18 protein-coding genes are annotated in these 26,464 nt (G+C 61.7%); 11 read left to right on the top strand and 7 right to left on the bottom strand.

Translation table 11 applies throughout. From position 1 onward, the window contains the following. Positions 1 to 324: 324 nt before the first annotated feature. From rpsP to J3R75_RS06110, 7 genes are all read left to right on the top strand, one after another. On the top strand, positions 325 to 591 hold the full coding sequence (rpsP, locus tag J3R75_RS06140; protein WP_307260499.1) for a 30S ribosomal protein S16: 267 nt from the start codon (positions 325 to 327) through the stop codon (positions 589 to 591). Between the two features lie 6 nt (positions 592 to 597). Next, positions 598 to 984, top strand: a complete 387-nt coding sequence (locus J3R75_RS06135; RefSeq protein ID WP_307260498.1) for a KH domain-containing protein — start codon at positions 598 to 600, stop codon at positions 982 to 984. A 14-nt stretch (positions 985 to 998) separates the two neighbouring features. Then, positions 999 to 1,718, top strand: a complete 720-nt coding sequence (trmD, locus tag J3R75_RS06130; RefSeq protein WP_307260497.1) for a tRNA (guanosine(37)-N1)-methyltransferase TrmD — start codon at positions 999 to 1,001, stop codon at positions 1,716 to 1,718. After that, positions 1,693 to 2,052, top strand: a complete 360-nt coding sequence (gene rplS / locus J3R75_RS06125; protein ID WP_307260496.1) for a 50S ribosomal protein L19 — start codon at positions 1,693 to 1,695, stop codon at positions 2,050 to 2,052. The genes trmD and rplS overlap by 26 nt, the downstream gene beginning before the upstream one ends. 99 nt (positions 2,053 to 2,151) lie before the next feature. After that, on the top strand, positions 2,152 to 2,895 hold the full coding sequence (gene rnhB, locus J3R75_RS06120; RefSeq protein WP_307260495.1) for a ribonuclease HII: 744 nt from the start codon (positions 2,152 to 2,154) through the stop codon (positions 2,893 to 2,895). 10 nt (positions 2,896 to 2,905) lie between these two features. Continuing rightward, entirely contained in the window at positions 2,906 to 4,216 is a 1,311-nt protein-coding gene (gene pcnB / locus J3R75_RS06115; RefSeq protein WP_307260494.1) for a polynucleotide adenylyltransferase PcnB, read from the top strand. Between the two features lie 15 nt (positions 4,217 to 4,231). Then, a complete protein-coding gene (locus J3R75_RS06110; protein ID WP_307260493.1) occupies positions 4,232 to 5,242 on the top strand; it encodes a D-alanyl-D-alanine carboxypeptidase family protein in 1,011 nt (336 codons plus the stop codon). Positions 5,243 to 6,149: 907 nt separating this feature from the next. Here the strand turns inward: J3R75_RS06110 and J3R75_RS06105 are convergent. Beyond that, positions 6,150 to 6,446 (bottom strand): hypothetical protein, encoded by a 297-nt coding sequence (locus J3R75_RS06105; RefSeq protein ID WP_307260492.1) that lies wholly within the window; start codon positions 6,444 to 6,446, stop codon positions 6,150 to 6,152. Positions 6,447 to 6,600: 154 nt separating this feature from the next. On the opposite strand from J3R75_RS06105, the gene J3R75_RS06100 reads away from it, so the two are divergent. Continuing rightward, positions 6,601 to 7,734 carry a hypothetical protein gene (locus tag J3R75_RS06100; protein ID WP_307260491.1) on the top strand — a complete coding sequence of 378 codons (1,134 nt, stop codon included), beginning with the start codon at positions 6,601 to 6,603 and terminating at the stop codon, positions 7,732 to 7,734. 248 nt (positions 7,735 to 7,982) lie between these two features. Here the strand turns inward: J3R75_RS06100 and J3R75_RS06095 are convergent, their stop codons facing one another. The 3 genes from J3R75_RS06095 to J3R75_RS06085 all read right to left on the bottom strand — a co-directional run bounded on the left by J3R75_RS06095 (position 7,983) and on the right by J3R75_RS06085 (position 15,150). After that, complete coding sequence (locus J3R75_RS06095) at positions 7,983 to 11,744, bottom strand: phosphoribosylformylglycinamidine synthase (RefSeq protein WP_307260490.1); 3,762 nt, start codon at positions 11,742 to 11,744, stop codon at positions 7,983 to 7,985. 130 nt (positions 11,745 to 11,874) lie between these two features. Next, positions 11,875 to 13,119: a CapA family protein gene (locus tag J3R75_RS06090; protein WP_307260489.1), complete on the bottom strand. Its 1,245-nt coding sequence runs from the start codon at positions 13,117 to 13,119 to the stop codon at positions 11,875 to 11,877. Between the two features lie 81 nt (positions 13,120 to 13,200). Next, positions 13,201 to 15,150: a right-handed parallel beta-helix repeat-containing protein gene (locus J3R75_RS06085; RefSeq protein WP_307260488.1), complete on the bottom strand. Its 1,950-nt coding sequence runs from the start codon at positions 15,148 to 15,150 to the stop codon at positions 13,201 to 13,203. Positions 15,151 to 15,391: 241 nt separating this feature from the next. Here J3R75_RS06085 and J3R75_RS06080 point away from each other — a divergent pair, with 241 nt between their 5' ends. The 3 genes from J3R75_RS06080 (at position 15,392) to rny (ending at position 18,640) form a co-directional block, all read left to right on the top strand. After that, complete coding sequence (locus J3R75_RS06080) at positions 15,392 to 15,985, top strand: zinc ribbon domain-containing protein (RefSeq protein ID WP_307260487.1); 594 nt, start codon at positions 15,392 to 15,394, stop codon at positions 15,983 to 15,985. Positions 15,986 to 16,379: 394 nt separating this feature from the next. Next, complete coding sequence (locus J3R75_RS06075; RefSeq protein WP_307260486.1) at positions 16,380 to 16,985, top strand: 5-formyltetrahydrofolate cyclo-ligase; 606 nt, start codon at positions 16,380 to 16,382, stop codon at positions 16,983 to 16,985. A 62-nt stretch (positions 16,986 to 17,047) separates the two neighbouring features. Then, a complete protein-coding gene (gene rny / locus J3R75_RS06070) occupies positions 17,048 to 18,640 on the top strand; it encodes a ribonuclease Y (RefSeq protein ID WP_307260485.1) in 1,593 nt (530 codons plus the stop codon). 681 nt (positions 18,641 to 19,321) lie between these two features. On the opposite strand, the gene J3R75_RS06065 is transcribed toward rny, so the two are convergent. From J3R75_RS06065 to J3R75_RS06055, 3 genes are all read right to left on the bottom strand, one after another. After that, positions 19,322 to 21,739: a DUF6785 family protein gene (locus J3R75_RS06065; protein WP_307260484.1), complete on the bottom strand. Its 2,418-nt coding sequence runs from the start codon at positions 21,737 to 21,739 to the stop codon at positions 19,322 to 19,324. A gap of 157 nt (positions 21,740 to 21,896) precedes the next feature. Next, on the bottom strand, positions 21,897 to 24,311 hold the full coding sequence (locus J3R75_RS06060; RefSeq protein ID WP_307260483.1) for a DUF6785 family protein: 2,415 nt from the start codon (positions 24,309 to 24,311) through the stop codon (positions 21,897 to 21,899). A gap of 167 nt (positions 24,312 to 24,478) precedes the next feature. Then, complete coding sequence (locus tag J3R75_RS06055) at positions 24,479 to 26,404, bottom strand: glycoside hydrolase family 127 protein (protein ID WP_307260482.1); 1,926 nt, start codon at positions 26,402 to 26,404, stop codon at positions 24,479 to 24,481. Positions 26,405 to 26,464: the final 60 nt, after the last annotated feature.

Below are 26,464 nucleotides of genomic sequence, written 5' to 3'. Positions count from 1 at the left end.
TGGATGGCGAGGACGGTGTAATGAGCCGTCTCGCCGCTGCGGGCGAGACGCCCGCACCACGACCGCCAAACGGGCGCGTGACGCTTCGGGAAACGGGCGCTTGGCTCAGCATACTGCGGGAAAGGCTGGTATCAATGGCTGGCCGATTACGGGAAAAATAGGAAAAGGTCATCAGCTGATTTGCCAGAGTGGCATAGGCTGTATATATTAGACGACTTCTAAAACACTATTTGTCATATTTTTTGATATGTGCAAAGAAAGAAGTGCAGTGACACACGCTGTCTTTGTGTGGTAGGTTGCGCTTCGGAGCCAAGGAAAGCAAGCATGTCGGTAAAGATCAGACTTCGTAGAACAGGTAAACGCAATGCGCCATGTCACCGTATTGTGGTGACGGACTCCCGCAGTCCTCGTGATGGTCGTTTCATCGAGATCATCGGGGTGTACGATCCCCGTCATGAGTTCGAGCGCATCGACTTGGCCCGGGTTGACTACTGGATTCCCCGTGGTGCCCAGCCCAGTGAGACGGTGACTGCAATTATCAAACGGGCTCGCGCTGCTGGACAGCCTGAAGCGACCACAGCACAGGCATAAGTTATCATGGCGTTTTCATTTCTAAAAAATTTGTTTGCGGCCAGTGACGACAGTGTTCCGGCCGCTGACAGCAAAGCTGCTGTGCCCGAAGCCTCTGCGGGGTTGTCATCGTCGCCTGGCGGCGATGTTGGCGAGTTAGCTCCGCCGGTATCTCTGGCTGGTCTTGAGAGCTTCGTGCTGTACGTTGTCCGGTCTTTAGTTGACGAGCCTGCCGAGGTGAAGATTGCCACGGTTGAGCGCGACAAGATGAGCGTGATCCAGATCACCTGTGTGAAGAAGGACATCGGCAAGATCATCGGCAAGAGCGGCAAGACGATTGCGGCGATTCGTTCATTGGTCAGTGGCGCTTCCGGCCGTATTGGCTTGCGGGTCACGGTTGACGTGTTGGATTAACCTGAAGGCGGGCGATGCGCCTTGAGATTGTCAGTCTTTTTCCGGCGATCTGTGCCGGCCCGCTCAGCGAATCGATCATGGGCCGGGCTCAGCGTGAAGGACTGGTCGATATCAAACTGGTTAATTTGCGTGATTATGCGCACGACCGTCGACAGAGTGTCGATGACAGCCCTTATGGGGGTGGCGCCGGCATGGTGTTGCGGGTTGAGCCGCTGTTTGAGTGTATTGAGAGTTTGCTTGATGACGACGCGCATGTGGTGCTGATGACGCCGCAGGGCCGGCCTTTCAACCAGGCCACGGCACGGCGGTTGGCGACGAAAAAGCACCTGATATTGGTCTGTGGGCACTACGAAGGCATTGACGAACGTGCTCGCCAGGCCCTGATTGACGAAGAGTTGTCATTGGGCGATTATGTATTGACGAACGGCGCCATTGCAGCAGTAGTGGTGTCTGACGCGGTGATACGGCTCTTGCCTGGTGCTTTGGGATCGGACGAGTCTTCCGACGACGAGTCATTCGGCAGGGAGCCCTTGTTGGAGTACCCTCAGTATACGCGGCCGGTGGTTTTCCGGAACATGAAGGTTCCCGACGTGCTCCTGTCGGGAAATCATGAAGAAATAAGAAAATGGCGACAGGAGCAGCGGGTAATACGGACTGCGGGACGGCGTCCAGACTTGCTGCGACAGCACATGGAAACAGGTGAAGTCAATGGAAACAAAAAAGAGTGTGATTGAAGAGCTTCGTCAAGAGAATCTGAAGCCGTCGTTGCCGGAGTTTGGCATTGGCGACACGATCCAGGTTGACGTTCGTATTATTGAAGGCGGCAAGGAACGCATACAGGCGTTTACGGGCACGGTGATTGCCCGGAATGGCGGTGGCATTTCCGAGAGTGTGACGCTGCGTCGTGTCAGCCACGGCCAAGGCGTCGAGCGGGTAATTCCGCTGCACTCGCCGCGTATTGCCAGTTTCAAGCGCATTCGTCAGGGCAGCGTTCGCCGCGCCAAGTTGTACTATCTGCGCGATCAGGTCGGCAATGCCGCGACGGTGAAGGAGAAGCGCCAGCGCTGATGCTGCTGTGGCGTGTCCGGCATCACTATCTGCGATGATTGAATGGGAAGGAGACATGCCACATGTTTCCTTCCCTTGTTTTTCCCCACAGGCGTCGGCATGACGGGCGCCGCTGACAAAGGCCGTGGCATGGGCTTGGCGGGCGGACAGCAGCAGAGTGCTGATTTATTCAGCTACGAGCGCGCGGCACGCGTGCGTGATGGCGTGCTGTTGGTTGCGGGGGTGGACGAGGCTGGTCGCGGCCCGCTGGCTGGGCCGGTGGTCGCGGCGGCGGTGATCCTGCCGGCAGATGGCTTTTCCTTGCCGGTGCGCGATTCCAAGGCCTTGCGGGAGGGCGTCCGGGAGGAATTGGCGGTGGCCTTGCGTGCCGATGCGCGGGTTCGCTATGCGGTGTCCGTGAAGAGTGCGGCGCGCATTGACGAGATCAATATATTACGAGCGACCCACGAGGCCATGCGCGAAGCAGCGCGGGCTTTGCAGCCTTCGCCGGAGTTGGTGCTGGTTGATGGCCTGCGCGTGCCTGACTTTCCCTATCCGGCGCAATTTGTGATCAAGGGCGATGCCTTATCGGCCAGCATTGCCGCTGCGAGCATCATTGCCAAGACGCACCGTGACCAGCTGATGTTAGAGTACGACCGCGAGTATCCCGAGTATGGTTTTGCTCGTCACAAGGGCTATGGCACGGCTGAGCATCTGGCCGCGCTGGCGGCACGGGGGCCATGTCCCATTCATCGCCGGACCTTCGCGCCCGTGGCGCAAATTCTATGGCCGCCGGCAGAACAACTGAGTTTGAGTTTTTCGGCGAATGGCCCTGTGTCGTCCGCCGATGGATATACTAGATAGCACCTTCGTTATGCCAATACGTGACAAAATTCGCCCTGCCGCCGCCGCCGTTGTTCAACGGCTGGTGGATAGTGGTTATGAGGCATTCATTGTGGGCGGCGCCGTTCGCGACCTCCTGCTGGACCACGCACCGAAAGACTACGACATTGCGACATCGGCGTCGCCCGAGGAAGTCCAGGCCGTTTTCAGCCGGCGGGGCTGCCGCATTATCGGCCGGCGTTTTCGCCTGGCCCATGTTTTTTCGGGCGGGGATATCTACGAAGTGAGCACGTTTCGGCGGGAGCCGACTGCCAGTGAGCGCCGCGGCCGCTATGACGACGACGGGGTGATGATCTGGAATGACAACCGCTACGGCACTCTGGAAGAGGATGCCCGCCGCCGTGATTTCACCGTCAATTCGCTGTATTACGACGTCGCCGGCAATCGCGGCATCATTGACCTCGTTGGCGGCATTGACGACATGCGTCGCCGGGTGGTGCGGACGGTTGGTGACCCGGCATTGCGCCTGGAAGAGGACCCGGTGCGTCTGCTGCGGGCCTTGAAGCTGGTCGGTCAGCAGGGTTTTACGCTGGAGCCGGAGCTGGGGGCGGCGTTGCGTAAACACGCGGCGAGCATCCGTCTGGCGTCGGTGTCGCGGTTGTTTGAAGAGTTGCTGAAGATATTTTTCACGGGCCGCTCGCTGGAGATCTTCACGGCGTTTGCCGATTACGGTTTGCTGGCGCATTTCTGGCCGGCCATGGCGCGGCTCTGGGGCGAGCCACTGGGCGCGGCCACGCGGCACGCGCTGGGGGAACGTGATGCGGCTCTGCGCGGTGGCGACTATTCGAGTTCGAAAGCGCTGGCGCTGGCGACGGCCTGTCTGCCGTGGGTGGTCAGCCAGCTGCAGGAGCCCGAGGACGAGCGGGGCCTTTGGCGGCCCGGTGGCGACAGCGGCTCGGCCTGCAGTGCCGCGATTCTGGCTTTTTACGAGGGCTTTGTCCTCCCGCGCTTTTTTTCTGCGCGCATCCGCGACATGTTCATGATGCTGCCGACGTTGGCCGACCCTGAACGAGCGCGACGTTGCTTCCGCCATCGTGAATATAAGTATGGCCGTGCCTTGCTGATATTGCTGTTGCACGCCATGGGGCGCGACTGCGGCGCCGCCGAGGCGCTCCCTCTGCCGGAGGAAGCGGATGTAGCGGCAGCGGCGGTGCCCGCCAAGAAGCGTCGCCGGCGGCCGCGTCGGCGTGGGCCGCGGACGGGTTCTGCGGAGACTGCGGACGCCGACGGGAGCGCCGGTGCTGCTTCCGCGCGTCCTGACCATGACGGTGATAACGACTAAGAGGAGAAGGTTTTGATGTTGAAGTATTACATCCTAGGCGGGATTGTCATTGTTCATCTGGTGGTATTTGGGGTTATGGTGATGTCACCGGATGACGGCATGCAGGCGCCCGAGGTGGCCAGTGAGACAGTTCTCGAAGCCGCCGCGCCGGGGGCAGGCGCGCCCTTGTCGCCGCCGGAGCCGCCAGTGCCGGCCGGGCCGGTTTTCACGCCGTTTTCGCCGAGTTATTTCACGGTGAGCAGCCGGTCTCTGCCGAAGGCGGTGGAGACGCGGACGGGGGACATTGCCGCCGGTGCGGTTGTCGATTTGAGTTCTCGCACGGTGTATTGGGGCAAGCACATGCTGCAGGCTTATCCCATTGCTTCCATGACCAAGATGATGACGGCCTTGCTGGTGGTTGAGGACTTGCATGCCTCGGAGGGGCGCCTGACCCTGGAAACGCCGGTACAGGTCACGGTTGCCGCCTCCAAGATCGGCGGGCGTCAGGTGTGGCTGGACCCCCGGGAAACCCTGACCATTGACGAGCTGCTCAAATGCGTGCTGATTCGCAGCGCCAACGACTGCGCCTACCTGCTCGGGGAATTCCTCAGCGGCAGCGAGAGCGCGTTTGTGACGCGGATGAACGAACGCGCCAAGGCGCTGGGCTGCCGGCAATTCGTCTTCCATAATACGCACGGCTTGCCGGACAATGGCCGGGAAAATCTCAGTAGCCCCGTGGAGCTGGCCTATCTGGCTGGGGTGCTGATGGACGTTCCGGAGATCATGCGCTGGACAACGGTACGGCGTGATGCCATTCGCGAAGACAAGAAAATTCTCTATCTGGATACCACCAACAGCCTGCTCGGGCGTTGTCCCGGCGTCAATGGCATGAAGACCGGCGTGACCAACAAAGCCGGGCATTGCATCACTCTGACCTGCGACCGCGACGGTCGCCGTCTGGCCGTGGTGGTTATGGGTGCCGCCAACAGCAAGAGCCGCGATGCGCTGGCCCGCGAACTGTTGGAGTGGGGCTACGCGCAGAACTAAGTAGGAGCGGACCTGTGTGCCCGCCCGAGTCTAAGCAGGAGCGGACCTGTGTGTCCGCCCGAGTCGATAGCGCCGCATGACGCCGAGTTTTGGGCGCCCAGCAGGGCGCCCCACGGAACGGCCCCGGGCGCGCTACTTGGCTCCGCCTGCTGGCCTCTTGCGACGGCGCGGGCTGAAAGCCTGCACCACGCTGGGAGACGGACGCACCGAGAGCCGTCTGTTGCTCTACGGCTCAATTATCAATTCCTCCTATGAAACCCGCTGCCGCGAAGGTCGGCGGAAATCAAGGTCCAATGGCTGGGCGGCAACTGGCCGTGGGTTTCCGGCACATTGTCCCCGGTGTTTTCCCCAACGAGGTGGTTACTGACCGAGTACCTTTTCGCGTCGTCGGGCAGTCATTGATACGCCGTTATTGCCAGCGCCGCCCACCTACGCACAAGAGGGACATGACTGACCGAGTACCTTTTCGCGTCGTCGGGCAGTCATTGATACGCCGTTATTGCCAGCGCCGCCCACCTACGCACAAGAGGGACATGACTGACCGAGTACCTTTTCGCGTCGTCGGGCAGTCATTGATACGCCGTTATTGCCAGCGCCGCCCACCTACGCACTAGAGGGACATGACTCAGGTGGAATATCGCTCGCCGCCGCGATAAAGCGGGCATCTGAGCGACGCGATCGGTTCACCAGAACTCACAACGATGAATACCCAAATCACACGAACAAGACAGCTCAAATCATAGTGATCCACAATTTGCTGTTATTCGGCGTTTTTTTGCTTGTCAATGGGCGAGTTTTTGACTACTTTTTCTGCGGTTCTTGAAATCAGCCCCCCCACCGTAGGGGGCCCCCATCCTATGGTCGCGCGCGCGAAGCGAGCTGCGCTTAAGCCGTGGTCCACACGGTATCAATGACTCCTATGAAACCCGCTGCCGCGAAGGTCAGCGGTAATCAAGGTCGGATGGCTGGGCGGCGACTGGCCGTGGGTTTCCGGCAAATTGTTCTCGGTGAATTCCCTGCCGGGGTGGTTACTCCTATGAAACACGCTGCCGCAAAGGTCGGCGGAAATCAAGGTCGGATGGCTGGACGGCGGCGGGCCGTGGGTTTCCTGCAAATTGTCCCAGCGAAGCGCCGGGGTGGTTACTGACCGATTACGAAAAAACGTCAGGTGGGCGTTGTTGGCCATTGCATGCGGGGTGCGCAAAGGTTATGTTTTGAGGTTTATTTGGCTGTGCCGGCAAAACCAGTAACGCGCGAGGTCTGAAGTCGCGAGAGACAGCCAGTTACTGGCGTTGTGGTGTTGCTGGCTGGCAGCTGTTGCGCGGTGAAGTGTTCCCTAACTGGAAGGAAATGCAGCGATGAAAACGACTCTCTATGTTCTACTGATCGGCTATTGTACTCTACTTGGCTTGCCAGCGATGGCGAGCACGCCGGCGGAAGCTCTCAAGGCGGCGTTGGTACCCAACGCCAGCATAGTCTTCTTTTCCGACCTGGAGCGAGCGTCGAAATCGCCGTTGACGGGTCAGTTTGAGCAATTCCGCGAACAGGTCAACGTGATCCAGCAAGGCGGCATGCCCGATCAGCTGGCTAAATGGAATGAATTGGCGACCTTTGCCGAGGGCATGGGCAAGGATCTTGGCGTGAAACCCGAAGATACCTTGCGGACTTTGGTGTCGATCAATCTCGCCCAGTGGACCTTTGGTCAGAAGATGAATTTTCAGCAGATGGACATGGTGTTTGCCAGCGAGTTCAAGCAGCCGATTGAGAAAAAGAAGCTGCGGACGGCGTTGGAAGAAAACAGTGTTCTTGGTGGTGTGGAGAGCATCATTGACGAGATGGAAATTCAGGGCGTGCCAGTCGTGTCCGTCTTCAATCCCGACGCGCCTGCGGACGCGATGTTCACGCAGCTTTTTGTGGCCATGCCTTGCGATGGCCGAGTGCTGTTTTTCGGCGGTGAGGCGGCAGTGAAGAGCGCCCTTGGCCGGCTAGCTTCCGGCAAACCGGCAGAGTATCCCGCGGGCCTCGCCGAAATGCAGCAGGGCACGAAAGACAGTGACAGTTTCTTCCTGTTCGCGCCGACCGAGCCGATGCGCACCAAGATTGCCGAGTTCGCGCAGCAGCAGCAGGCGACGAATCCGGCCATGGGCGGTATCATGGCGGGCTTTGCCAAGATGAAGGGGACGGTCTTTACGGTCAAATCCGGCGATAAGATCGACTTTGTCTTCTCGGTGCTGATGGCGACCGTTGAGGATGCGACGCTGATCAAGAGCATGCTGATGGACACCATGGTGATGCCGTCGCTGAAGATGATGATGATGCAGAAGATCGGCAAGATGACGCCTATGCTCGAAAGCATGAAGACTGAGCAGAAGGGCAACGCCGCCAGCTTCCTGGCCAGCGTGACCCAGGAGGACATCACCATTTTTGCCGAGGTCTTCAAGCCCGCCCCTGAAAACGGCGCCGCCGCACCGGTGGGTATTCCGGCACAATAAGCACAGAGTGCGCGATAGTCGCGCGCAACACGTGAGGAAAACACACACGCCCGGGGCATTGCGCCCCGGGCGTTTTTGTTGGTTTTTTCGCGGACGGATCGTCAGCTGGTTGTCGCGGACGGCTCGCCTGTCTGGTTATCGCGGACTGATCGGACGGATCGGACCGATCGGACCGATCAGTCGTCGGATCAGTCGGATCAGTCGGATCAGTCTGATCAGTCGGATCAGTCGGATATTCATACCAAGTTTTACGCGAAGTAGTCGACGCCGGCCTGGAAGAGTCCCTGGCTGCGTTGGCCGGGGATATTGATGCTGATATGGGTGTCGACGCTGCGTTCGCTGTGGCCCATTTTGCCGAGGACGCGGCCGTCGGGCGAACAGATGCCCTCGATAGCGGCGATGGAGCCGTTGGGGTTCCAGGGCATATCGGCGCAGGGTTTGCTGTTGAGATCGGCGTATTGGAAGGCTACCTGGCCGTTGTCGAGGAGATCCTTGACTTGCTGGTCGCTGGCGACGAAGCGGCCCTCGCCGTGTGAGATGGCCATTTCGTGGACCTCGCCAGGCGTGGTATGCATGAGCCACGGCGAGAGATTGGAGGCGACGATGGTCCTGACGGTGGTGGCAGCGTGGCGGGCGATGGTATTGAAGGTGAGGGTTGGGTCGTCATTGGCCAGGCGCGGGCGGATTTCGCCGTAGGGGACGAGGCCGAGTTTGATCAGCGCCTGGAAGCCGTTGCAGATACCGAGGGCGAGGCCGTCGCGTTCGCGCAGCAGCGCTTCGGTGGCGGCGGCGACGCGGGGATTGCGGAAGGTCGTGGCGATGAATTTGCCGCTGCCGTCCGGTTCGTCGCCGCCGGAGAAACCGCCGGCGAAGACGATGATTTGGGCGTTGGCAATAGCCTTGAGGATGGCTTGGACGCTCTCCTCGATCTCGGCGGTGCTGCGGTTACGCAGGACCACGCGGTCGACGACGGCGCCGGCGCGCTCGAAAGCCCGCTGAGTGTCGTATTCGCAGTTGGTGCCGGGGAAGACGGGGATGAAGACGCGCGGTTTGGCAATTTTGCTGGTTTTCTGGCGGCGCGGGCCCTTGGTGTAGGGTTGCCAGGGCGGTGGCGGTGGCGCTTGATCGGCGCGGGTGGGGAAGACCTTTTCGAGCGGTTCCTGCCACGCGGCCGCAGCGTCATCAAGGCTGATGCTGTTGTTGCCGGTGCGGATTACGGGTTCGGCGCTGGTCCAGCCTAGTGGCACGGTGCCGGGGAGCGTCTCGGTCCAGCCGGGGACGGTTTCGATGATGATCGCGCCGTAGTCCGGAGAGAAGAGATTGCTGGCGTCCCAGCCGTCGTCGAGGGTCGCGCCCAGCCAGTTGCCGAAGCACATTTTGGCGAGCGCGGCGGCGACGCCGCCCTGGCCGACCGTGTGGGTGGCGGCGATGATCCGCTCGGTGTTGATCCAGCGGTGGAGATTGGCGTAATTCTGGCGCAGCTGGGCAAAGTCGGGCATTTCTTGAGCATTGCGGGGCGCGGTGAGCAGGAGGAGGCGGCTGCCGGGGTGTTTGAGCTCGGGGCTGCGGAGGCCGCCGGCCTTGCAGCAGGTGACGGCGAAGGCCACCAGTGTCGGCGGCACTGAGATGTCTTCAAAGGAGCCGGACATGGAGTCCTTGCCGCCGATGGCCGCAGTGCCGAATTCGAGCTGGCCTTTGAGGCCGCCGAGGAGGGCGGCGAGGGGCTTGCCCCAGCGCGTTTCGTCGTCGCCCAGGCGTTCGAAGTATTCTTGGAAAGACATGCGGACCTGGCTGACGTCACCACCGGCGGCGGCGATTTTGGCGTTGGCCTCGATGACGGCGTAGAGGGCGCCGTGGTACGGGCTCCATGCGCTGAGCTGCGGGTTGAAGCCGTGGCTCATGAGGGTGCAGGTGTTGGTGCAGCCGGCGACGGGCAGTTTTGCCGCCATGGCCTCGTTGGGCGTCAGGCGTGTTTTGCCGCCGAAGGGGCTGATGACCGTCGCGGCGCCGATGGTGCCGTCGAAGCGCTCAATGAGGCCTTTTTGGGAGCAGACATTGAGGTCGCGCAGCGTGGCCAGCCAGGCATCGGCGATGGATGGCGCGGCGGTGCCGGCGGCGACGGCCTGCAGGAAGAAATTGGCATCGGGGTCCGGCGCGGTAATGACGGCCGTGGCGTGCTGGGTGACGCCGTTGGTGTCCAGGAAGGACCGGGCCAGGTCGATAATGGTCTTGCCGCGCCACTGCATGCGCAGGCGTTCCGCGTCGGTCACAACCGCGACTGGCGTCGCTTCGAGATTCTCACGGGCGGCCAAGTCAATGGCTGCGGCGACGTCCTCGGGAGCGAAGACGCAGGCCATGCGTTCCTGGGATTCGGAAATGGCCAGCTCCGTACCGTCGAGACCGTCGTATTTTTTGGGGACCTTATCGAGATCAATGTCCAGTCCGCTGGCGAGTTCGCCGATGGCGACGCAGACGCCGCCGGCGCCGAAGTCGTTGCAGCGTTTGACGCGCTGGGCGAAGTCGGCGACGCGGAAGAGCCGCTGGATATTGCGTTCGGTGAGTGGGTTGCCTTTTTGCACTTCGGCGCCGCATTGTTGGAGTGACTCGCCGGTGTGTGCTTTTGAGGAGCCGGTGGCGCCGCCGCAGCCATCGCGGCCGGTGCGGCCGCCGATGAGGAGGATGACGTCGCCCGGCGTTGGTGCCTTGCGGACGACATTGCGGCGCGGTGCGGCGGCGATGACGGCGCCGAGTTCCATGCGCTTAGCCATGTAGCCCTGGTGGTAGATTTCCTGGACTTTGCCGGCGGCGAGGCCGATCTGGTTGCCGTAGGACGAGAAGCCGGCGGCGGCGGTAGTGGTGATTTTGCGTTGGGGGAGCTTGCCGGGCAGCGTGTCGTCGAGACTGGCGCGGGGATCAGCGGAGCCGGTGATGCGCATGGCTTGGTAGACGTAGGCGCGACCGGAGAGCGGGTCGCGGATGGCGCCGCCGAGGCAGGTGGCCGCGCCGCCGAAGGGCTCGATTTCGGTGGGGTGGTTGTGGGTTTCGTTTTTGAACATGACCAGCCACTCTTCGTCCTTGCCGTCGATATCGGCGCTGATGACGATAGAGCAGGCGTTGATTTCTTCCGACGCATCAAGATTAGCGAGTTTGCCTTGTTTTTTGAGTTCGCGGAGGCCGATGGTGGCCAGGTCCATAAGGCAGCAGGGTTTGTTCTGGCGGCCGAGGTCGTGGCGGATCTGCTGGTACTGCTGGTAGCTTTTGAGGATCGGCTTGGTCAGTTCGCTGAGGTCGATTTCGACTTCGTCGATGCTGGTATGGAAAGTCGTGTGGCGGCAGTGATCAGACCAGTAGGTGTCGATGACGCGGAGTTCGGCGAAGCTGGGGTCGCGCTGCTCCTCGTCGCGGAAATAGCGCTGGCAGAAGGCGAGGTCTTCAGCGCTCATGGCCATGCCGAGGTCCTTGACCATGTTGGCGATGTCGGCGGCGCTTTTGTTGATGAAGCCGGTCATGACGGGCACGTCGTCTGGCACGGCGGCGCTCATGGCCAGCGAGGACGGCTTGGCCAGCGACGCCTCCTGGCTTTCGACCGGGTTGATCAGGTAGTTCTTGATGGTCGTTAGCTGCTTGGTGCTGATGGCGCCGTCGAGGATGTACAGCGTGGCACTGCGCACCAGCGGGCGGTCTTTTTGGGTGAGCAGCTGCACGCACTGCGCGGCGGAGTCCGCGCGCTGGTCGTATTGGCCCGGCAGAAACTCGACGGCAAACAGCTGGCCGGCGCAAGGCGGCAGCGCCTCGTCGTAGACGACATCGCAGTTGGGCTCGGAGAGGACGCTGTCGCGCGCGGCCAGATATTCGCCGTCGCTCAGCCCGGAGAGATCGTAGCGTTTGCAGATGCGGACGCGCTCCAGGCCGCGGATGCCGAGGTTTTCGCGCAGATCACTCAAGAGATGGCGCGCTTCCACATCGAAACCAGGGCGTTTTTCGACAAAAACCCGTCTGACGAACTCCATAACGGCGTACTCCTGCAAGGGACAAAAGGAACGAAAACCGGCCAGAAGGCCGGCGCTGGCAATGCGTTAATATAACGCCGCAAGCGCCGTCTTTGGGGCGGTGGCGGGAGCTTTTTCCGTGGGTTGGCGTTCAGCCGAGCATGAAGGATGCCTTGCCTAGTTGGTCGAGTTGTGGTTTGCGGGCGAGCGCTTCTGCGCGGCGGCCTTCTTCGACGAGTCGCAGGTAGGTCGTCACCAGTTCATTGTGGGCTTCGCAGGTAAGCAGATTACGGAGACCGAGGAGATTGGGGTTTGGCGCGGGCGCGTCGAAGTCCTCGGGAGTCCATGACGGCTTGATGAAAGCGCGGGGGTAGCCGCTGCTGGCGGCCCAGCATTCGAAGAAGCCTCGCAGCTCCTGCATATCGGCGATGGGCGCGGAGATGGTATTGATGTAGTTGAAGAAGCCCTCGCGCTGTTTGCCGGCGAGTGGTCTGACGGTGTCGGCGTCAGTGGTGAAGGTGGTGGGGATGAGCTCCATGGCGGTTGCGCCGCCTTTGTCGATGCTGAAGCGGACCATGTAGCCCAGGTACCAGAAGTTGGTGGGATCGTCGGCTTTGGGGGCGCGTTCGGGGAAGAAGAAATTACCGAGACTGTAGACGATGGGCTTGCCGTGCCAGAGCTCGGTGCCCTGTGGGCAGTGGGTGTGGATATTGACGACCATGGCGGCGCCGGCGTCGATGAAAGTCCGGCACATCTCGACCACGCGTGGGCTGGGGAGGGGGTTGTGTTCGTTGCCGCCGTGGAGGACGACTAGGCAGCAGTCGACCTCCTTGGCCAGGTCGCTGATTTGGCGGGTGTTCAGGGCGGGCGAGAGCGGCGCGGCGCCGGGGCGATCCGGGGTGGCGCTGCCGAATTCGTTTTCGGCGAAATTGAGGATGCCGATACGGATGCCGTTGATCTCGCGGATCAGCGGCTGGTAGGCGGCGGCGAGGTTTTCGCCGGCGCCGACGGTGTGGAAGCCGTTGTCGCGGAGTTGGGCGATGGTATCCATGGCGGCTTTAGGGCCGAAGTCGCCGATATGGTTGTTGGCGAGGAGGGCGACATCGCCGCCCCAGGCGTGCAGGAAGTCGATGGTGCCGGGGTGGCAGCGGATATTGGGGCCGCTTTTGGTGATGGGAGTGTCGTCGCTGGTCAAAGGCGTTTCAAATTGGATCAGGGAGAGATCGGCAGTCGCGAAGATATCGTGAAGCGGCGCGAGGATGTCATGGGCCTGGCCGTCGAGGACGCGCTCTTCGGCAATGAGGCGGGGGCAGCAGTCGCCGGCGATGAGGATATCCGCCTGCTCGCTGGATTGGGATTCACGGATGGTGACGCGGCCGTTTAGCGGGTTGATCATGACGGTGGTCCTTTGCGGGATGGGGGGGGGATGAAAATCGTTGAGAGAAAATGAAAGGATAGCATCGTGTTGCCGCCGCGGCTAGTCGCAGCGGATGCTGAGGTCGTCGAGAAAGAATGTGGCGGAGCCGCCGGCGGGGGGGATTTCCGGGAAGAAGTCCACGACGACTTCCATGGGCGGTCCGTCCTGCTGCTGATTGTTGTCGCCGCCGAGGTATTTTGGCGGCTGTTCCTTGAGGTCCCAGTTGATTATGCGCCAGCCTTGCCAGTCCAAGCGTCCATCGGGGCCAAAGAACTGCTCGCCGCTGCGATCGCGGATGCGCGGGATGAAGCGGGTGTTGCTGCCGTCGCCGAAGAGCTTGAAGGACAGCGCGGTGACGGGTCGGTCGAGGCTATCGAAGCGGACCGAGAAAAGCTTGAGTTGCCAGGTCCTGGTTTTGTCGGCGGGGGGGAAATGCGCCGAAACGGCGACGGCCTGCTTGCCGCTGGCGGCGTGCTGGTCGCTAAGGACGGCCTGGGCGGCGATGGTCGCGCCGTCGGGGGCGCGTTCTGGCCAGACGTAGGCGAGAGCCCACGGGTTGTCGCTTTCGAAATCGAAGTCGAGTTGCAGCGGCCCGGTGCTGGTGACGACTTGGGGCTCCGGCGGAGCGATGTCACCGACGGGCAAATCAATGGGGCTGGCGATGCCTGGCGCCCGGCGCTGTCGGCCGTCCATGACCTTCGGCTGTTGGGCCAGGAACATGCCGCGGAAGGATGGTGCACCCAGCACCGATTGGGCGTCCTGGCCGCAGGCGCTCTGGAAGTCGGCGAAGGCCGTCGGCGGGAAGTCTTGATCATTGATGCGGAAGGCGCCGGGGTGGTAGGCGTTGCCGTTGGCCCGTAGGGTGCCGCCCTGGAGCAGCAGGGCATGGCCGCCTTCGGGATGCCTGATCAGCGAGTGGAAGAGGTGAAGCGCGGCACCACTGAGGACGCTGGCGCCGATGGCAGCGTCTAGGATGCTGCAACGCTGCACGGTGGCGCGGGCATTGCTCATGACGACCAGGCCCTGCGGGCCGCCGCTGATGACGACGTTTTTGAGGAAGAGCGTGCCGGCGGCCATGGGATCGTCGGGTTCGTAGCCGGCTGTGGCGACGAGGGTGCTGCGGATGACGACCTGCCCACCGGCGTTGTCGCGCACGAGCGAGTCTTCCATGCTGCGGAAGCCGCCCCAGAAGTCCGCGCCAGCGCGGTGGTTGTGCTCGACGAGCACGCCCTGGTAGAGAGAGCGCGCGACGCTGATGTCCTGGATGCCGTAGTTGTTGTGGTGAAAATGGCCGCCGCGGACGACCGCGGCGACGTCTTCGTGGTTGGAGAAGCCGTCGTCGCCGTTGTGGCGGCCGCAGATGTTTTCATAGTGGAGACCGCGGCAGTAGCCGTGCATGTTGAAGCCGTCATTGGCGAAGTACTCGGCGTTGAGATTGCGGATGGTGACGTAGCTGATGTTGGTCATGGTGACGCCGCAGGGCCGGTAAGTGCCGCGGAGACCAAGCTGGGCCGGGGTGACGCCGGGTGCGCAGCGCAGGTAAATACCCTTGGCGGGCCAGCAGGCCTGGCCGACTTTGAGCTCCTCGGGCTTGCGGGAGCCCTCCAGGCGCCGGCCATCGCCGTCAATGAGGTAGGGTTCCAGGGCGCCGACGCGAGTGCCGTCGGGTTGGAAGAACAGGCCGTCGCCGCGGTCTTGCCACTGGTCGGCGGGGACGGGCGCCAGGCCGCTGATGGTCGCGCCGTTGCCTTCGATGGTGATGGGGCGCCAGGGCGTGCCACCGCGGACGAAGACCATGCTCTCGTAAAAATACTGGCCGGCACCCAGCGACACCGTGTCACCCGGCTGGACTTTGGCCATGGCGGCGGCGATGCTGCGCAACGCGGTCTGCGGACTGAGGCCGTCCTGCTGGTCGTCGCCCCGGGCGGCGTCGACAAAAATCACGTTCTGGGCGATGGCGAACACCGCGCTGAGGAGGAGTGCCGCTGCTGCTGGAATACGTGTGCGCATGATAGTATCTTTTCCGTTGTCAATACTAGGCCCTGTGCCAATGGACTGACTGTGTCATTCGTTGTTACTTGCTTGTGTATGGCGGTTGCGCGTGGTGCGAACCATAAGATGGTCACCTTGGCGGGGTTTTCAACAGCTTTGTGGCGGCGCCAACGCGAGTTGTTTCGGTGCTATGCGGTGGCGGTATATGGGCGCCTGGTGGGCGCAAGAGGTCAGTGCAGATACGAGGTGTCAGCAATCTATGAAGCAGATTCAGAAGTGCCCGCATTGCGGCAAAGACGCCATCTTCATTCGCGAATTGTGCCCGAATTGCGGTCATGATTCGCATAGTGATGATCGCGGCGAGCCGGATTACAAGGCCGACGAGCGCGGGCGCCTGCCATCCTACGTGTCGCTGCTGGAGGAGACTCTGAGCGTGCCGCAGCAGCACGGTCGGATTCTCCTGGGGATGATCTGCGCGTTGCTGGTATTGCCGGTGGCGGCTCTGAATGTGGTGAACGTCTATTTGCTGCTAGACCCCGACCGCACGCGCGACATCCTGGTGTGGCGCAGTCTGTTGCTCCTGGTGCTCTGTCTCTGGCTGGTCTATCGCGTGTGGCATGGTCGGCGCTGGTCGCAACCGTTGCTCACCGGCTGGGCCGTTCTTTCCGGCCTGTTACTGCTCGCCTATGCGCTGCAGCATTACGCGCCAGGCGCGTCCGGCAATCCCGTGGCACTGCTGGGGGCGACGGTGTTCGGGCTGGTGAATCTCTGGTGTGCCTGGCAACTTTGGCGCTCACGCATAATTCCCGATTTTGTTAACCGCCAGCAACGCTTCTATCAAGCCTCTTTCTGAACGGCGCGGCATTCGCGCCCCGGCGGCATTTTTTTCAAAAATGTAATAACTCCGGCTGGTTTTCGTGTAATTGGTCAGTGTACACCCCAGCGAAGCGCCGGGGTGTACACTGACCGGTTACGTTTTCGTGCTAAATGCCTGGCGAAAAACATTGAAAGTTAGGTATTGTGTCCTAACTTATTCAAGTCGTCTCGGGTGAGGCGGCGAAGTATTTAGGCAGATGGCGGCGGTTCGGTTCGGGCGGCGATGGCCAAGGTGTTGTTGCCGTTTGGGTTGGTTGTTGTCATCGAATGATAGAGACGTGATTTCCGCATGGAGGCGCGTTCGAGGAATTCAGGGTGTTGACTGAGGCCATGGGGCTGACTGCCAGTTGTGGCTGTTACTGTGCCCACCAATGCACATGCCGACCCATTTGACAACAAAGGAAGCGCTGCGACATGAGATACGGGCGCGCTTACGCGCAACCCGGCCAGATTCATTGCGCAGTGGCCGAGTGATTGCATCGTTGTTGTCGGAGTTGTCGGTGCTAGCTGAAGGGCAGGCGTTGGCTGCATATATGGCATTTGGGCTCGAGCCGGATATCAGCGATTATCTGGTGGCCTGGCTGAAAACTGGCAAGGCGTTGTATTTGCCTGCATTTATTGAGCATGAGCAGGCCTACGCCATGGTTGCGGTCCATGATTTGGACACGCAGCTGGTTGCCGGTCATTATGGCATACGCGAGCCGCACCCAGCTCTTCCGCGATTGCATCCCCCCTTTGACTGTGAGCCGCCCTGGACGTGGTTGGTGCCCGGTTTGGCCTTTGACCAGACCGGCAACCGCCTTGGCCGCGGGCGCGGTTATTATGACCGTTTACTCACGGGCGCGACAGGCATCAAGATCGGCGTGGCCCACGATTGTCAGATCGTCCCGGCCATACCGACTCATGCGCACGACGTGCGCATGGACTATGTCGCTACGGAAACACGTGTGGTTTCATGTGGCGGACATATTGCCTGAGTGGCAGAAAGGATTTTATGATGATTACACAGGGGTTATTACCGGCCCTAATGACAGGGCTGTTGGCACAGTTGGGCGGCGGGGAAATTGTCTTGGTGATTGTGCTGGTGGTTACAGTAGCGGTTTTTGGCTTGTTGGCTCTGTTAATCAGACAGCGCCGGACAAGTGGGGAGGGCGGCAACAGCTTGCTGGCGCAGGCTCGTGAGGAAGCCGAGCTCATTCGCCAGAAAGCCAGCCTGGAAGCTGAGAACATCGTCAAGGAAGCGCGGATCAAGGCCAAGGAAGAGCTGATTGCGTCACGCGATGAATTCGAGGTATCGACCAAGCAGCGCCGGAAAGAACTGCAGAAGGCCGAGGAGCGGCTGACGGCCAAGGAAGACAACGTCGACAAGAAGTTGGAGCAGCTTGATCAGCGCACGGCGCAATTGGAGAATCGTGACAAGGAGTTGCGGGCGCAGTCCGATGCGTTGAAAGTGAAGAAGGACGAGCTTGACGTCAAGATTGGCCAGCAGATACAGGAATTGGAGCGCGTTGCTGGTCTTTCACAGGACGAAGCGAAGCGGCAGTTGCTGGCGCGGCTGGAAGAGTCGTTGGAAACCGAGCGTGGCACGCTGATCCGCCGCTACCAGGAGGAGAACAAGCAGCTGCTGATGCAGGAAGCGCAGGAGGTGATGATCACCGCCATGCAGCGTTATGCTGGCGACTGCGCCTACGAGCGGACGACATCGACCATTCCTTTGCCCAATGAGGACATGAAGGGGCGCATTATCGGCCGCGAGGGCCGGAATATCCGCACCATTGAGGCCGCGACTGGCGTGAATGTGCTGATTGACGACACGCCGGAGGCCGTGGTGATATCCTGCTTTGACCCGGTTCGCCGGGAGGTTGCGCGCATTACCATGGAGCGCCTGGTGGCAGACGGCCGGATTCACCCGGCGCGGGTTGAGGAGATTGTGACGAAGGTGCGCAAGGACGTGGAAGCGGAGATACAGAAGGCCGGCCAGGACACGGTGAACCAGCTGGGCATTACCCGCCTGCGTCAGAATATCGTGACCCTGCTGGGGCGTTTGAAATACCGCTACAGCTATTCGCAGAATGTGCTCATGCACTCTATTGAGGTCGCGTCCATGATGGGCGCCATTGCGGCGCAGGTCGGTCTTGATGAACACAAAGCCCGCCGGGCGGGGCTGCTGCATGACATTGGCAAGGCCGTCGATCACGAGGTGGAAGGCACGCATGCGCTGATCGGCGCGGACCTGCTGAAGCGCGCCGGCGAAGAGGACGACGTTGTCAATGCCGTAGCCGCGCATCACGAGGAGGCGGAAAAGACCTCGCTAATGGCCATTCTGGTGCAGATTTGTGACGCACTGAGCGCCAGTCGGCCCGGTGCCCGCTCTGAGACCACCGAGCTCTACCTGAAGCGCCTGGAGCAGCTGGAGAGCATTGGCAATGCCTTTGACGGCGTTGAGAACTGCTTCGCGATTCAGGCCGGCCGCGAACTGCGCGTCATCGTCCAGCCTGAGAAAATCACTGAGGAACGCGCGTCGATTCTGGCTCGCGAGATGGCCGAGCGCATTGAGAAAGAAATGCGCTATCCCGGCCAGATCAGGGTGTCGATCATCCGCGAAACGCGGTCGGTCGATTACGCCAAATAAGATCGGCGGGGCTTTTATGATGCGGCCGCGCCGCAGACGATCGAGTCTGCGGCGCGGCCGCTTTGTTTTGTGGATGGGGGGAGGGAGACGGGCGGGCGAGGGGGCAGGCGCGGGCAACGGGCGCGGGATGGGAGCCCACTGGTTTCATGCGGCCAATGCTCTTCATATAAGTTCCATTGCCCTTTCGTCCCCAGTCAGCTTCGCCGACTGGGGACGAAAGGGCCGAGGAACACGGCCATAGTGCCGTCTTACCCAGGGCGGCGCACGCCTTCAGCGTGCTTGCCCTGGGCTGGTATGTTTCGCGCTTTCAGCGCTTCTGCCGCTTCGCGGCGAGGGACAGCTGGCCGGTGGCGAGGTTCGAAAGAACGTCTCCGGCCGTCGTAGTTGGCAGAAACACGGCCATTTTCCGTGGCAGGCAACCCTGGTATGTTTCGCGCTTTCAGCGCTTCTGCCGCTTCGCGGCGAGGGACAGCTGGCCGGTGGCGAGGTTCGAAAGAACGTCTCCGGCCGTCGTAGTTGGCAGAAACGCGGCCATTTTCCGTGGCAGGCAACACTCATGCGATGCTGCGGGCAAGAGCCCGCAGCACGGTCGGGAGACGGGCGCGGGAGGTGTTGGGAGACGGGCGCGTGGAAGGTAGTCGGTTTATCGCAGTATGTGGCGCGGCCCTGTTACTGCGGGTCTTATCTCATGATGGCGAAGCTCTTGGGAGGTTCGCCGGTGACGAAGTAGTAGACGAGGCCGATGATGATGGCAATGACGCCGGCGAGGAATTCGCCGGCGACGAGGCCGGCCATGAGCGGTTTGAGGTCCTGGTAGAGTTTGCCGCCGCCGAATTTGGTGACCAATGATTTGACGAGCCAGCCGATGATGAAGGAGAAGGCCAGCACGGTGCTTTGCCAGGTGGCGAGGGTGAGGAACATCACTGGGTGCAGTGGCCACCAGGGGAAGCGATGGCGACAGGCGGTAAAGAGGATGACCAGCGAGAAGGTGATGGCGAAGGCGATGAGCGAGGGCCCTTCGGGCTTCATGTCTCGGAAGCGCTGCCAGCCGCTGCGCTGGTCGATGGCCTGGAGGGATCCTTGCGCCTGCATGGTGGTACGCAGGCTGATATTGGCGTTGATGGCCATGGTGGGCGGGCTGCCGTAGGACCAGCCGTCGCCGGTCAGGATGGCGCCGTCCTTGTACTGGAAGTACATGGTGGTTGGCACAGCTACGGCCAGGCCGATGATGATGACGGCCAGGCCCATGACGCCGACTTTGCCGATGCGGAGCTGCAGGCGATCGGTCAGCCCGAGGCTTTCGACTGCGTAGGGCATGAAGCATTCGCGAGGATCGACGAACATGACGCAGGACATCATGCCGATGATCAGCAGCTGCTCGGGGCCGATGGCCTGGACGCCGAGGAAGCCCCAGATAATGGCGCAGGGAAAGAGGTTGGTGTGCAGATAGAACACGCCGGCCTCGGCCAGCAGCCGGCTGACCACGGTGAGCAGTACCAGCATGCCGGTGATGTACAGCAGCGAAATCTGCCATTGCAAGCCGGCCAATTGCGTCATGAGGACGAAGGCGATCATGCCGAGGAAGAGCAGGCGGCCGCCCCAGACGGCGTGGGGTTCAACCGGGTCGCCGCCTTTCAGGCCGAGACAGCGGCGCAGGACTGAGCCGTAGTAGTGCCGGCCGGTGTACATGAGTACGGCGAACATGGCCAGGTAGGAGCCGGCATAGCAGAACGTGTGCAGGGTCGGGCGGATCATGGTCGTGCCCATGACGACGCCGTAGGCCGCCAGTTTGCCCGTGATGAAGCCAAAGACGTAGGGCGCAATGCCCAGCGACAGCGAGATGTCCTTGGGTAGGAAATAGGCAAAGCCGATGACAACGAAGTAAATCACCGGGTTGAACAGCGTCCAGTAGCCAATGCCGGAGCGGTAGTAGGTCGGAAAGAGCTTGAGCAGGGGCGAGAAAGAATAGCGCAAACGCACGGGGATGAGGTAGTCCGGCCACCAGGCGACACCGCAGTTGTTCATGTGGATGATTAATACGGGCAGGAGGCCGATCCAGAACCAGCGGCTGCGGAAGATGTCGCTGATGACCTTGCCGGGTTCGGGTAGGAGCATGCGGGCGAATTCCACCGTGGGGTAGGGCAGGTGTTCGTGGGTGATCCACTGGCGGTGGATGACCATGGCCAGGCCGGTGGCACAGGCGCAGACGATGAACATGAGCGGCAGCCAAAACAGCAGTGGGCGGCGCCAAGCTTGCCATGGAATGTCATTGCGCAGGGAGATGCCGGCGTCGCCGGAGCCCAGGCCGTTGATGAAGCCGTCGAGGGCATTGGCGTCCACGCGCGGATTGGCCAGCATGATTGGCGGGATGTGGGCGATGGCGCCGGGGTTGCGCAGGCGGATGCCGTCACCGAAGGCGACGTCAAAGGCGGCGCGGGTGATGCCCTGGAGTTCTTCTTCGCTGAGCTGAGCGTCGGGATTTTCGAGGAGGAATTTGGCGTAGTTGGGGAGGAAGGCGCCGTCTTGTCGCAGATCGGCGTGGAGACCCTTCTGCAGGATAATGGCGTTGAATTCGTCCAGGGCTTTGAATTGGAAGTCGCTGCCAGGCTGTTGGTCGGGGTTTTCGGGGAGCTTGGCCAGCAGATCGGCGGAGAGTTTGCTGCGGATAAGGGCGGCGGCGGGGCTGTCCTGGACTGAGCCGGCGCGGAGGGCGTTGGCGATTTTGCGCCAGTCGCTGATGGCATTGATGGCGATGCGGGGGCTGTCGCTCTTCCACGCGGTGTTGGTGCGGGTGTAGTGATGCGGGAACATCAGCACGTTGGTGAAATGGTGCATGAAGCCCCGGCCGGGGATAAAGCAAGCGAAGAACAGCAGGGCGATGATGACCGCAAGCTCTTTGCCGCTCAGAGCCCAGCGTTTGCCGAACATGGCCAGCAGGGGGTTGCCCAGGAGGACGAAGAGGATGAGCGAGCCCATGATGCTGAACGGCAAGAAATTGCCGACCAGGAAAGTGCCGCGGATGACCATGTCATTGAAAAAGGTGAAGCCACAGAGAATAATGACGCCAAGAATGCCAATGACAATGGAGCGAAAGGTCATATTTCGAGTCCTGAAACAATGCTGCGGATGGTGGGCGTCGGGTGGTGAAACTACATACTATGCACGCCCTTGGACATTATTCCATTGTCGAAATTGCACTTTTTGAATGACGGGTGGAGTGTGGGCGCCCGCGAAGGAAACTGGCGCCCTGTCATGGTCACGAGCGGAGGATGGCGAAGCTCTTGGGCGGGTTGCCGGTCGTGAAGTAGTAGACGAGGCCGATGATGATGGCGATGACGCCGGCGAGGAATTCGCCGGCGACGATGCCGGCCATGAAGGGTTTTAGGTCCTGGTAGAGTTTGCCGCCACCGAAGCGGGTGACCAGCGATTTGATGAGCCAGCCGATGAGGAAGGAGAAGGACAGGACGATGCTCTGGTAGGTGGCCAGCGTCAAGAACATCACTGGATGCAGTGGCCACCAGGGGAAGCGATGTCGGCAGAGGGTGAAGATGATCACGAGCGAGAAGGTGATGGCGAAGGCCACCAGGGACGGCGCAACGGGTTTGATCGCCTTGATGCGTTCCCAGGGGCTGCGGTCCTCGATAATCTTCAAGGCGCCCTGTGCTTGCAGGGTGTTGCGCAGTTCGATGTTGGCATTGATGGCGATCATGGGCGTGTAGCGGGTCCAGCCGTCGCCGCTGCGGGTGCCGCCATTTTTGTGTTGGTAATAGAGCGTCGCCGGCACGCCGGCGGCCAGGCCGATGATGATGATGGCCAGGCCGGTGATGGCGAGTTTGCCGATGCGGCACTGCATGCGGTCGCTCAAGCAGAAACCGGCGACGGCGTAGGGCATGAAGCACTCGCGGGAATCGACGAAGGTGACGCAGGAGATGGTGCCGATGATGAGGATCTGCTCGGGGCCGAGAGATTGCACCCCAAGGAAGCCCCAGATGATGGCGCAGGGGAAGACGTAGGTATGCAGGTAGTACACGCCGGCCTCGGCCAGAAGCCGGCTGACGACCGTGAGCAGCACCAGCATCCCCGAGATGTACATCAAGGCGATCGGCCATTCGAGGTCGATCAGCTGCGTCATCAGCACGAAGGCGATCATGCCGAGGAAGACCATGCGGGCGCCCCAGACGGCGTGGACTTCCACCGGGTCGCCGCCTTTCAGGCCGAGGCAGCGGCGCAGGACGGACCCGTAGTAGCGCCGGCCAGTGTACATAAGCACGGCGAACATGCCGATGTAGGCGCCGCCGTAGCAGAAGGTGTTTAGCGTCGGCTTGAGCATGGTCGAGCCCATGACGATGCCGAAGCCGGCGAGCTTGCCGGTCACAAAACCGTAGACGAAGGGGGAGAGTCCCAGGGACAGCGAGATGTCCTTGGGCAGAAAATAGGCGAAGCCGATGACCACGAAGAAGATGGTCGGCGCGAAGAGCGCCCAGATGTGAATGCCGGAGCGGTAGTAGGTTGGGGCCATTTTGAGCAGCGGCGTGAAGACGAAGTTGAGTTTGACGGGGATGAGCACGGTGGGCCACCAAGTGGCGGCGCAGTTGTTCAGGTGGATGACCAGGACGGGCAACAGGCCGAGCCAGAAGAGCCGGTTGCGAAAGACGCTGCTGAGGACCTGACCGGGTTCGGGCATGAGCATGCGCATGAATTCCACCGTGGGGTAGGGCAGGTGCTCATGGCTGATCCATTGGCGGTGGACCACCATCGCCAGGCCGGTGGCGCTGGTGCAGATGATGAACATGATCGGCAGCCAGAACAGCAGCGTGTGCTGCCAGGCGCGCCAGGGAATGTCGTGGAACATGGAGATGGACTCGTCGCCGACGCCGATGCCGTTGACAAAGCCGTCGAGGGCATTGGCGTCCTGACGTGGATTGGCCAGCATGAGCGGCGGGATATGCGAGACGGCACCGGGGTTGCGCAAGCGGATGGCGCCGGCGAAGGCGACGTCGAAGACGGCGCGGGTGAGGCCCTGGAGTTCTTCCTCGGAGAGCTGGTCATCGTTGCTTTTGAGCAGGTAGCGCGCGTAACCGGGCAGTGGCGGCGGGTTGCTGCGCAGTTCGTCGTGGAAGGCCTTGTCCTGGATGAGGCGATTGAATTCGCTGAGGGCGCGGAATTGGCAGTCGGGGTTGGGGATGTCGTGCGAGCTGTCGGCCAGCATGGCGAGCAGGTCTGGGCTGAGGTGTTTGCGAATGAGCGCGGCGGCGTGCTGTTGGTCGGGGGCGGCGCTGAGGACGGCGGCGACTTTATGCCAGTCGCTGATGTCATTGAGAGCGATGCGCGGACTACCGGCTTTCCATGAGGCATTGGTGCGGGTGTAGTGGTGCGGGAACATGAGCACGTTGGCAAAATGGTGCATGAGGCCGCGGCCGGGAATGAAGCAGGAGAAGAAGATCAGGGTGATGATGACGGCCAGCTCTTTGCCGCTTAGCGGCCAGTTCTTGCCGCCGCGGGCGAGGAGGGGATTGCCCAGGAGCACAAAGAGAATCAGCGTGCCCATGATGCTGAAGGGCATGAAATTGCCCACCAGGAAGGTGCCGCCGATGACCATGTCGTTGAAGAAGGTGAAACTGCACAGCAGAATGACGCCGATGATGCTGATGATGATGGCGCGAAAGGTCATGATGCCATTCCTCAAAGGCCGCCAGTTGGCGTGGCTTGCGGTTGCGCACGAAAGAAGAGCATACTATGCACGATCCGGGACATTCGGCCAGTAGCGGCCGTGCGTTTGCCATCGGCGCCCGCGCCGGCGCAGTTGTACGCATGGCGCGGGACGTCTGGTGAGCGTGCTTATTCGAGGATCCAGATGATCATTTCGCCGGGGTCGCGGTTTGCCCAGAGGAAATACGGAATGGCCATGAGGGAGCCGGCGTGGTAGTGGGAATTGTCGGCCGCGTAGAGCTTGATATCCCAGGCGCTTTTGTCGCGGCGCAGGGCCGGGCCGGTGATGACGGGGACGCCGCCGAGATCGGCGGGGCCTGGGTGGACGTCGAGTTCAGCGACGGGGGGGAGGCGCAGGTCGGCGAGGTCCGGGCCGTTGTCCACTTCTTCCAGGCAGTAGACGACGGGGCCGCGCTGGAGGGCGACGCGGCCGGCGTCATGACGGACGGACGGGTGGGCGTAGATGCGCTCGGGCGCCATGGCTAGGCTCAGCTCGACCTTGTCGCCCGCCTGCCATTGGCGGCGGATGACGGCGTAGCCGCGTTCGTTGATTGCCGGGATGGCCATGGTCTTGCCGTTGACTTTGAGGGCGGCCTGGCGGCACCAGTCGGGGATGCGCAGGGCCAGGGCGAAGGAGCAGGGCTGGTCGGGGTGGACGGTGATGGCGACATCGCCGTCCCACGGGTAGTTGGTCTGCTGATTGAGGCGGACATTTTGGCCGGCGACCGAGAAGGTCGCGTCGCAGCTGGCGTAGCTGTGTGCCCAGATAGCATCGTCGTTGCTGGTGTAGAAATAGCTGCCGATGGACGCGAGCACGCGAGCGATGTTAGGCGGGCAGCAGGCGCAGCCGAACCATTCTTGGCGACGCGGGGATTTCTGGCCGCTGAATTTGTGATATTCCGGATGACTGGCTAAAAGGTTGTCGTAGAAGAAATGCCGGCCGTCCAGTGACACGCCGCTGATGACGCCGTTGTAGAGGGCGCGTTCCATGACATCGGCATAGCGGCTGTCGGGATCGCATTCGAGCATGTTGCGGGCGAAGAAGACCAGGGCGATGGCCGCGCAGGTTTCGGCGTAGGCCTCTTCGTTGGGCAGGTCGTAGTCGAAGGTGAAGCGCTCGGAAAAGCGCGACGAGCCGACGCCGCCGGTGATGTACATGCGGCGGGTGCTGATGTTGTCCCAGAGGCGCCGGCAGGCGTCCAGCAGCGACGGATCGCCGGTGGCTTTGGCGACGCTGGCCATACCAGCGTAGAGATAGCAGGCGCGGACGGCGTGGCCCTCGGCGGTGAGTTGTTCGCGGACGGGCAGGTGTGCCTGGAAGACTGCGTAGGGACCGATCTCGGCGGGGCCGTGGTTCTTGGGCGCATCACCACGGGCGCGGCGTTCCTGGTCGTAGTAGTGGGGCTGCTGGCCGCGCTCGTTGATGAAGTATTCGGCCAGCTTGAGGTACTTGTCGTTGCCGCTGGCTTTGGCGAGCTTGACGAGCGCCAGCTCGATTTCCTCGTGGCCGGGATAGCCGCGTTTTTGGCCGGGGCCGTGCCCAAAGGTCGCGGCAATGTAGTCGGCATAGCGGCACATGACGTCGAGTAGCGTGCGTTTGCCGGTGCCCTGGTAGTAGGCGACGGCGGCTTCCATGAGGTGTCCGGCGCAGTAGAGTTCGTGGGCGCCTTCGAGGTTGCTCCAGCGTTTGTCGGGCTCGACAATGGTGAAATGGACATTGAGGTAGCCGTCGGGCTGTTGGGCGGCGGCCATCCAGTCGATGACCTCATCGCAGAGGGCCTGCAGGGCGGGGTCGGGGAATTGTGCGAGGCTGTAGCCGACGGCTTCGATCCACTTGGCGACATCGGAGTCCCAGAAGATGTGGGGGGGATTGGGCTGGCCGGGTTTCCACTCCAGTTTCCAGGCGTCGAGACGGCCGGTTTTCTTGCACTGGTCGTATTCGATGGGGAGGGTGATGTCGCGGTTGACGCGCTGTTTATCCTGCCAGAAGCCACCGGTGAGGGTGACGGCGGTGACGGCGGGGGCGGCGCTGCGGGTGCTGACGTGGTCTTTCATTGACAAGGGCCTTCTGACTGGGGTGACATCCGTGGGTGAGCTGTGCTGGAGGACGTAACA

It is taken from the genome of Oligosphaera ethanolica (genome assembly GCF_030814695.1).
GTDB classification, from domain to species: Bacteria; Verrucomicrobiota; Lentisphaeria; order Oligosphaerales; family Oligosphaeraceae; genus Oligosphaera; species Oligosphaera ethanolica.
The sequence above is the reverse complement of the archived record's forward strand: the minus strand, read 5'-3'. Positions and strand labels throughout refer to the sequence as shown.

Coding starts and splice junctions, on each gene's coding strand:
- pcnB (WP_307260494.1), top strand. CDS start 2,906: ATGCCAATACGTGACAAAATTCGCCCTGCCGCCGCCGCCGTTGTTCAA.
- J3R75_RS06135 (WP_307260498.1), top strand. CDS start 598: ATGGCGTTTTCATTTCTAAAAAATTTGTTTGCGGCCAGTGACGACAGT.
- J3R75_RS06100 (WP_307260491.1), top strand. CDS start 6,601: ATGAAAACGACTCTCTATGTTCTACTGATCGGCTATTGTACTCTACTT.
- J3R75_RS06065 (WP_307260484.1), bottom strand. CDS start 21,739: ATGACCTTTCGCTCCATTGTCATTGGCATTCTTGGCGTCATTATTCTC.
- J3R75_RS06080 (WP_307260487.1), top strand. CDS start 15,392: ATGAAGCAGATTCAGAAGTGCCCGCATTGCGGCAAAGACGCCATCTTC.
- trmD (WP_307260497.1), top strand. CDS start 999: ATGCGCCTTGAGATTGTCAGTCTTTTTCCGGCGATCTGTGCCGGCCCG.
- J3R75_RS06085 (WP_307260488.1), bottom strand. CDS start 15,150: ATGCGCACACGTATTCCAGCAGCAGCGGCACTCCTCCTCAGCGCGGTG.
- rnhB (WP_307260495.1), top strand. CDS start 2,152: ATGACGGGCGCCGCTGACAAAGGCCGTGGCATGGGCTTGGCGGGCGGA.
- J3R75_RS06060 (WP_307260483.1), bottom strand. CDS start 24,311: ATGACCTTTCGCGCCATCATCATCAGCATCATCGGCGTCATTCTGCTG.
- J3R75_RS06095 (WP_307260490.1), bottom strand. CDS start 11,744: ATGGAGTTCGTCAGACGGGTTTTTGTCGAAAAACGCCCTGGTTTCGAT.
- rpsP (WP_307260499.1), top strand. CDS start 325: ATGTCGGTAAAGATCAGACTTCGTAGAACAGGTAAACGCAATGCGCCA.
- J3R75_RS06090 (WP_307260489.1), bottom strand. CDS start 13,119: ATGATCAACCCGCTAAACGGCCGCGTCACCATCCGTGAATCCCAATCC.
- J3R75_RS06110 (WP_307260493.1), top strand. CDS start 4,232: ATGTTGAAGTATTACATCCTAGGCGGGATTGTCATTGTTCATCTGGTG.
- J3R75_RS06075 (WP_307260486.1), top strand. CDS start 16,380: ATGCACATGCCGACCCATTTGACAACAAAGGAAGCGCTGCGACATGAG.
- rplS (WP_307260496.1), top strand. CDS start 1,693: ATGGAAACAAAAAAGAGTGTGATTGAAGAGCTTCGTCAAGAGAATCTG.
- J3R75_RS06055 (WP_307260482.1), bottom strand. CDS start 26,404: ATGAAAGACCACGTCAGCACCCGCAGCGCCGCCCCCGCCGTCACCGCC.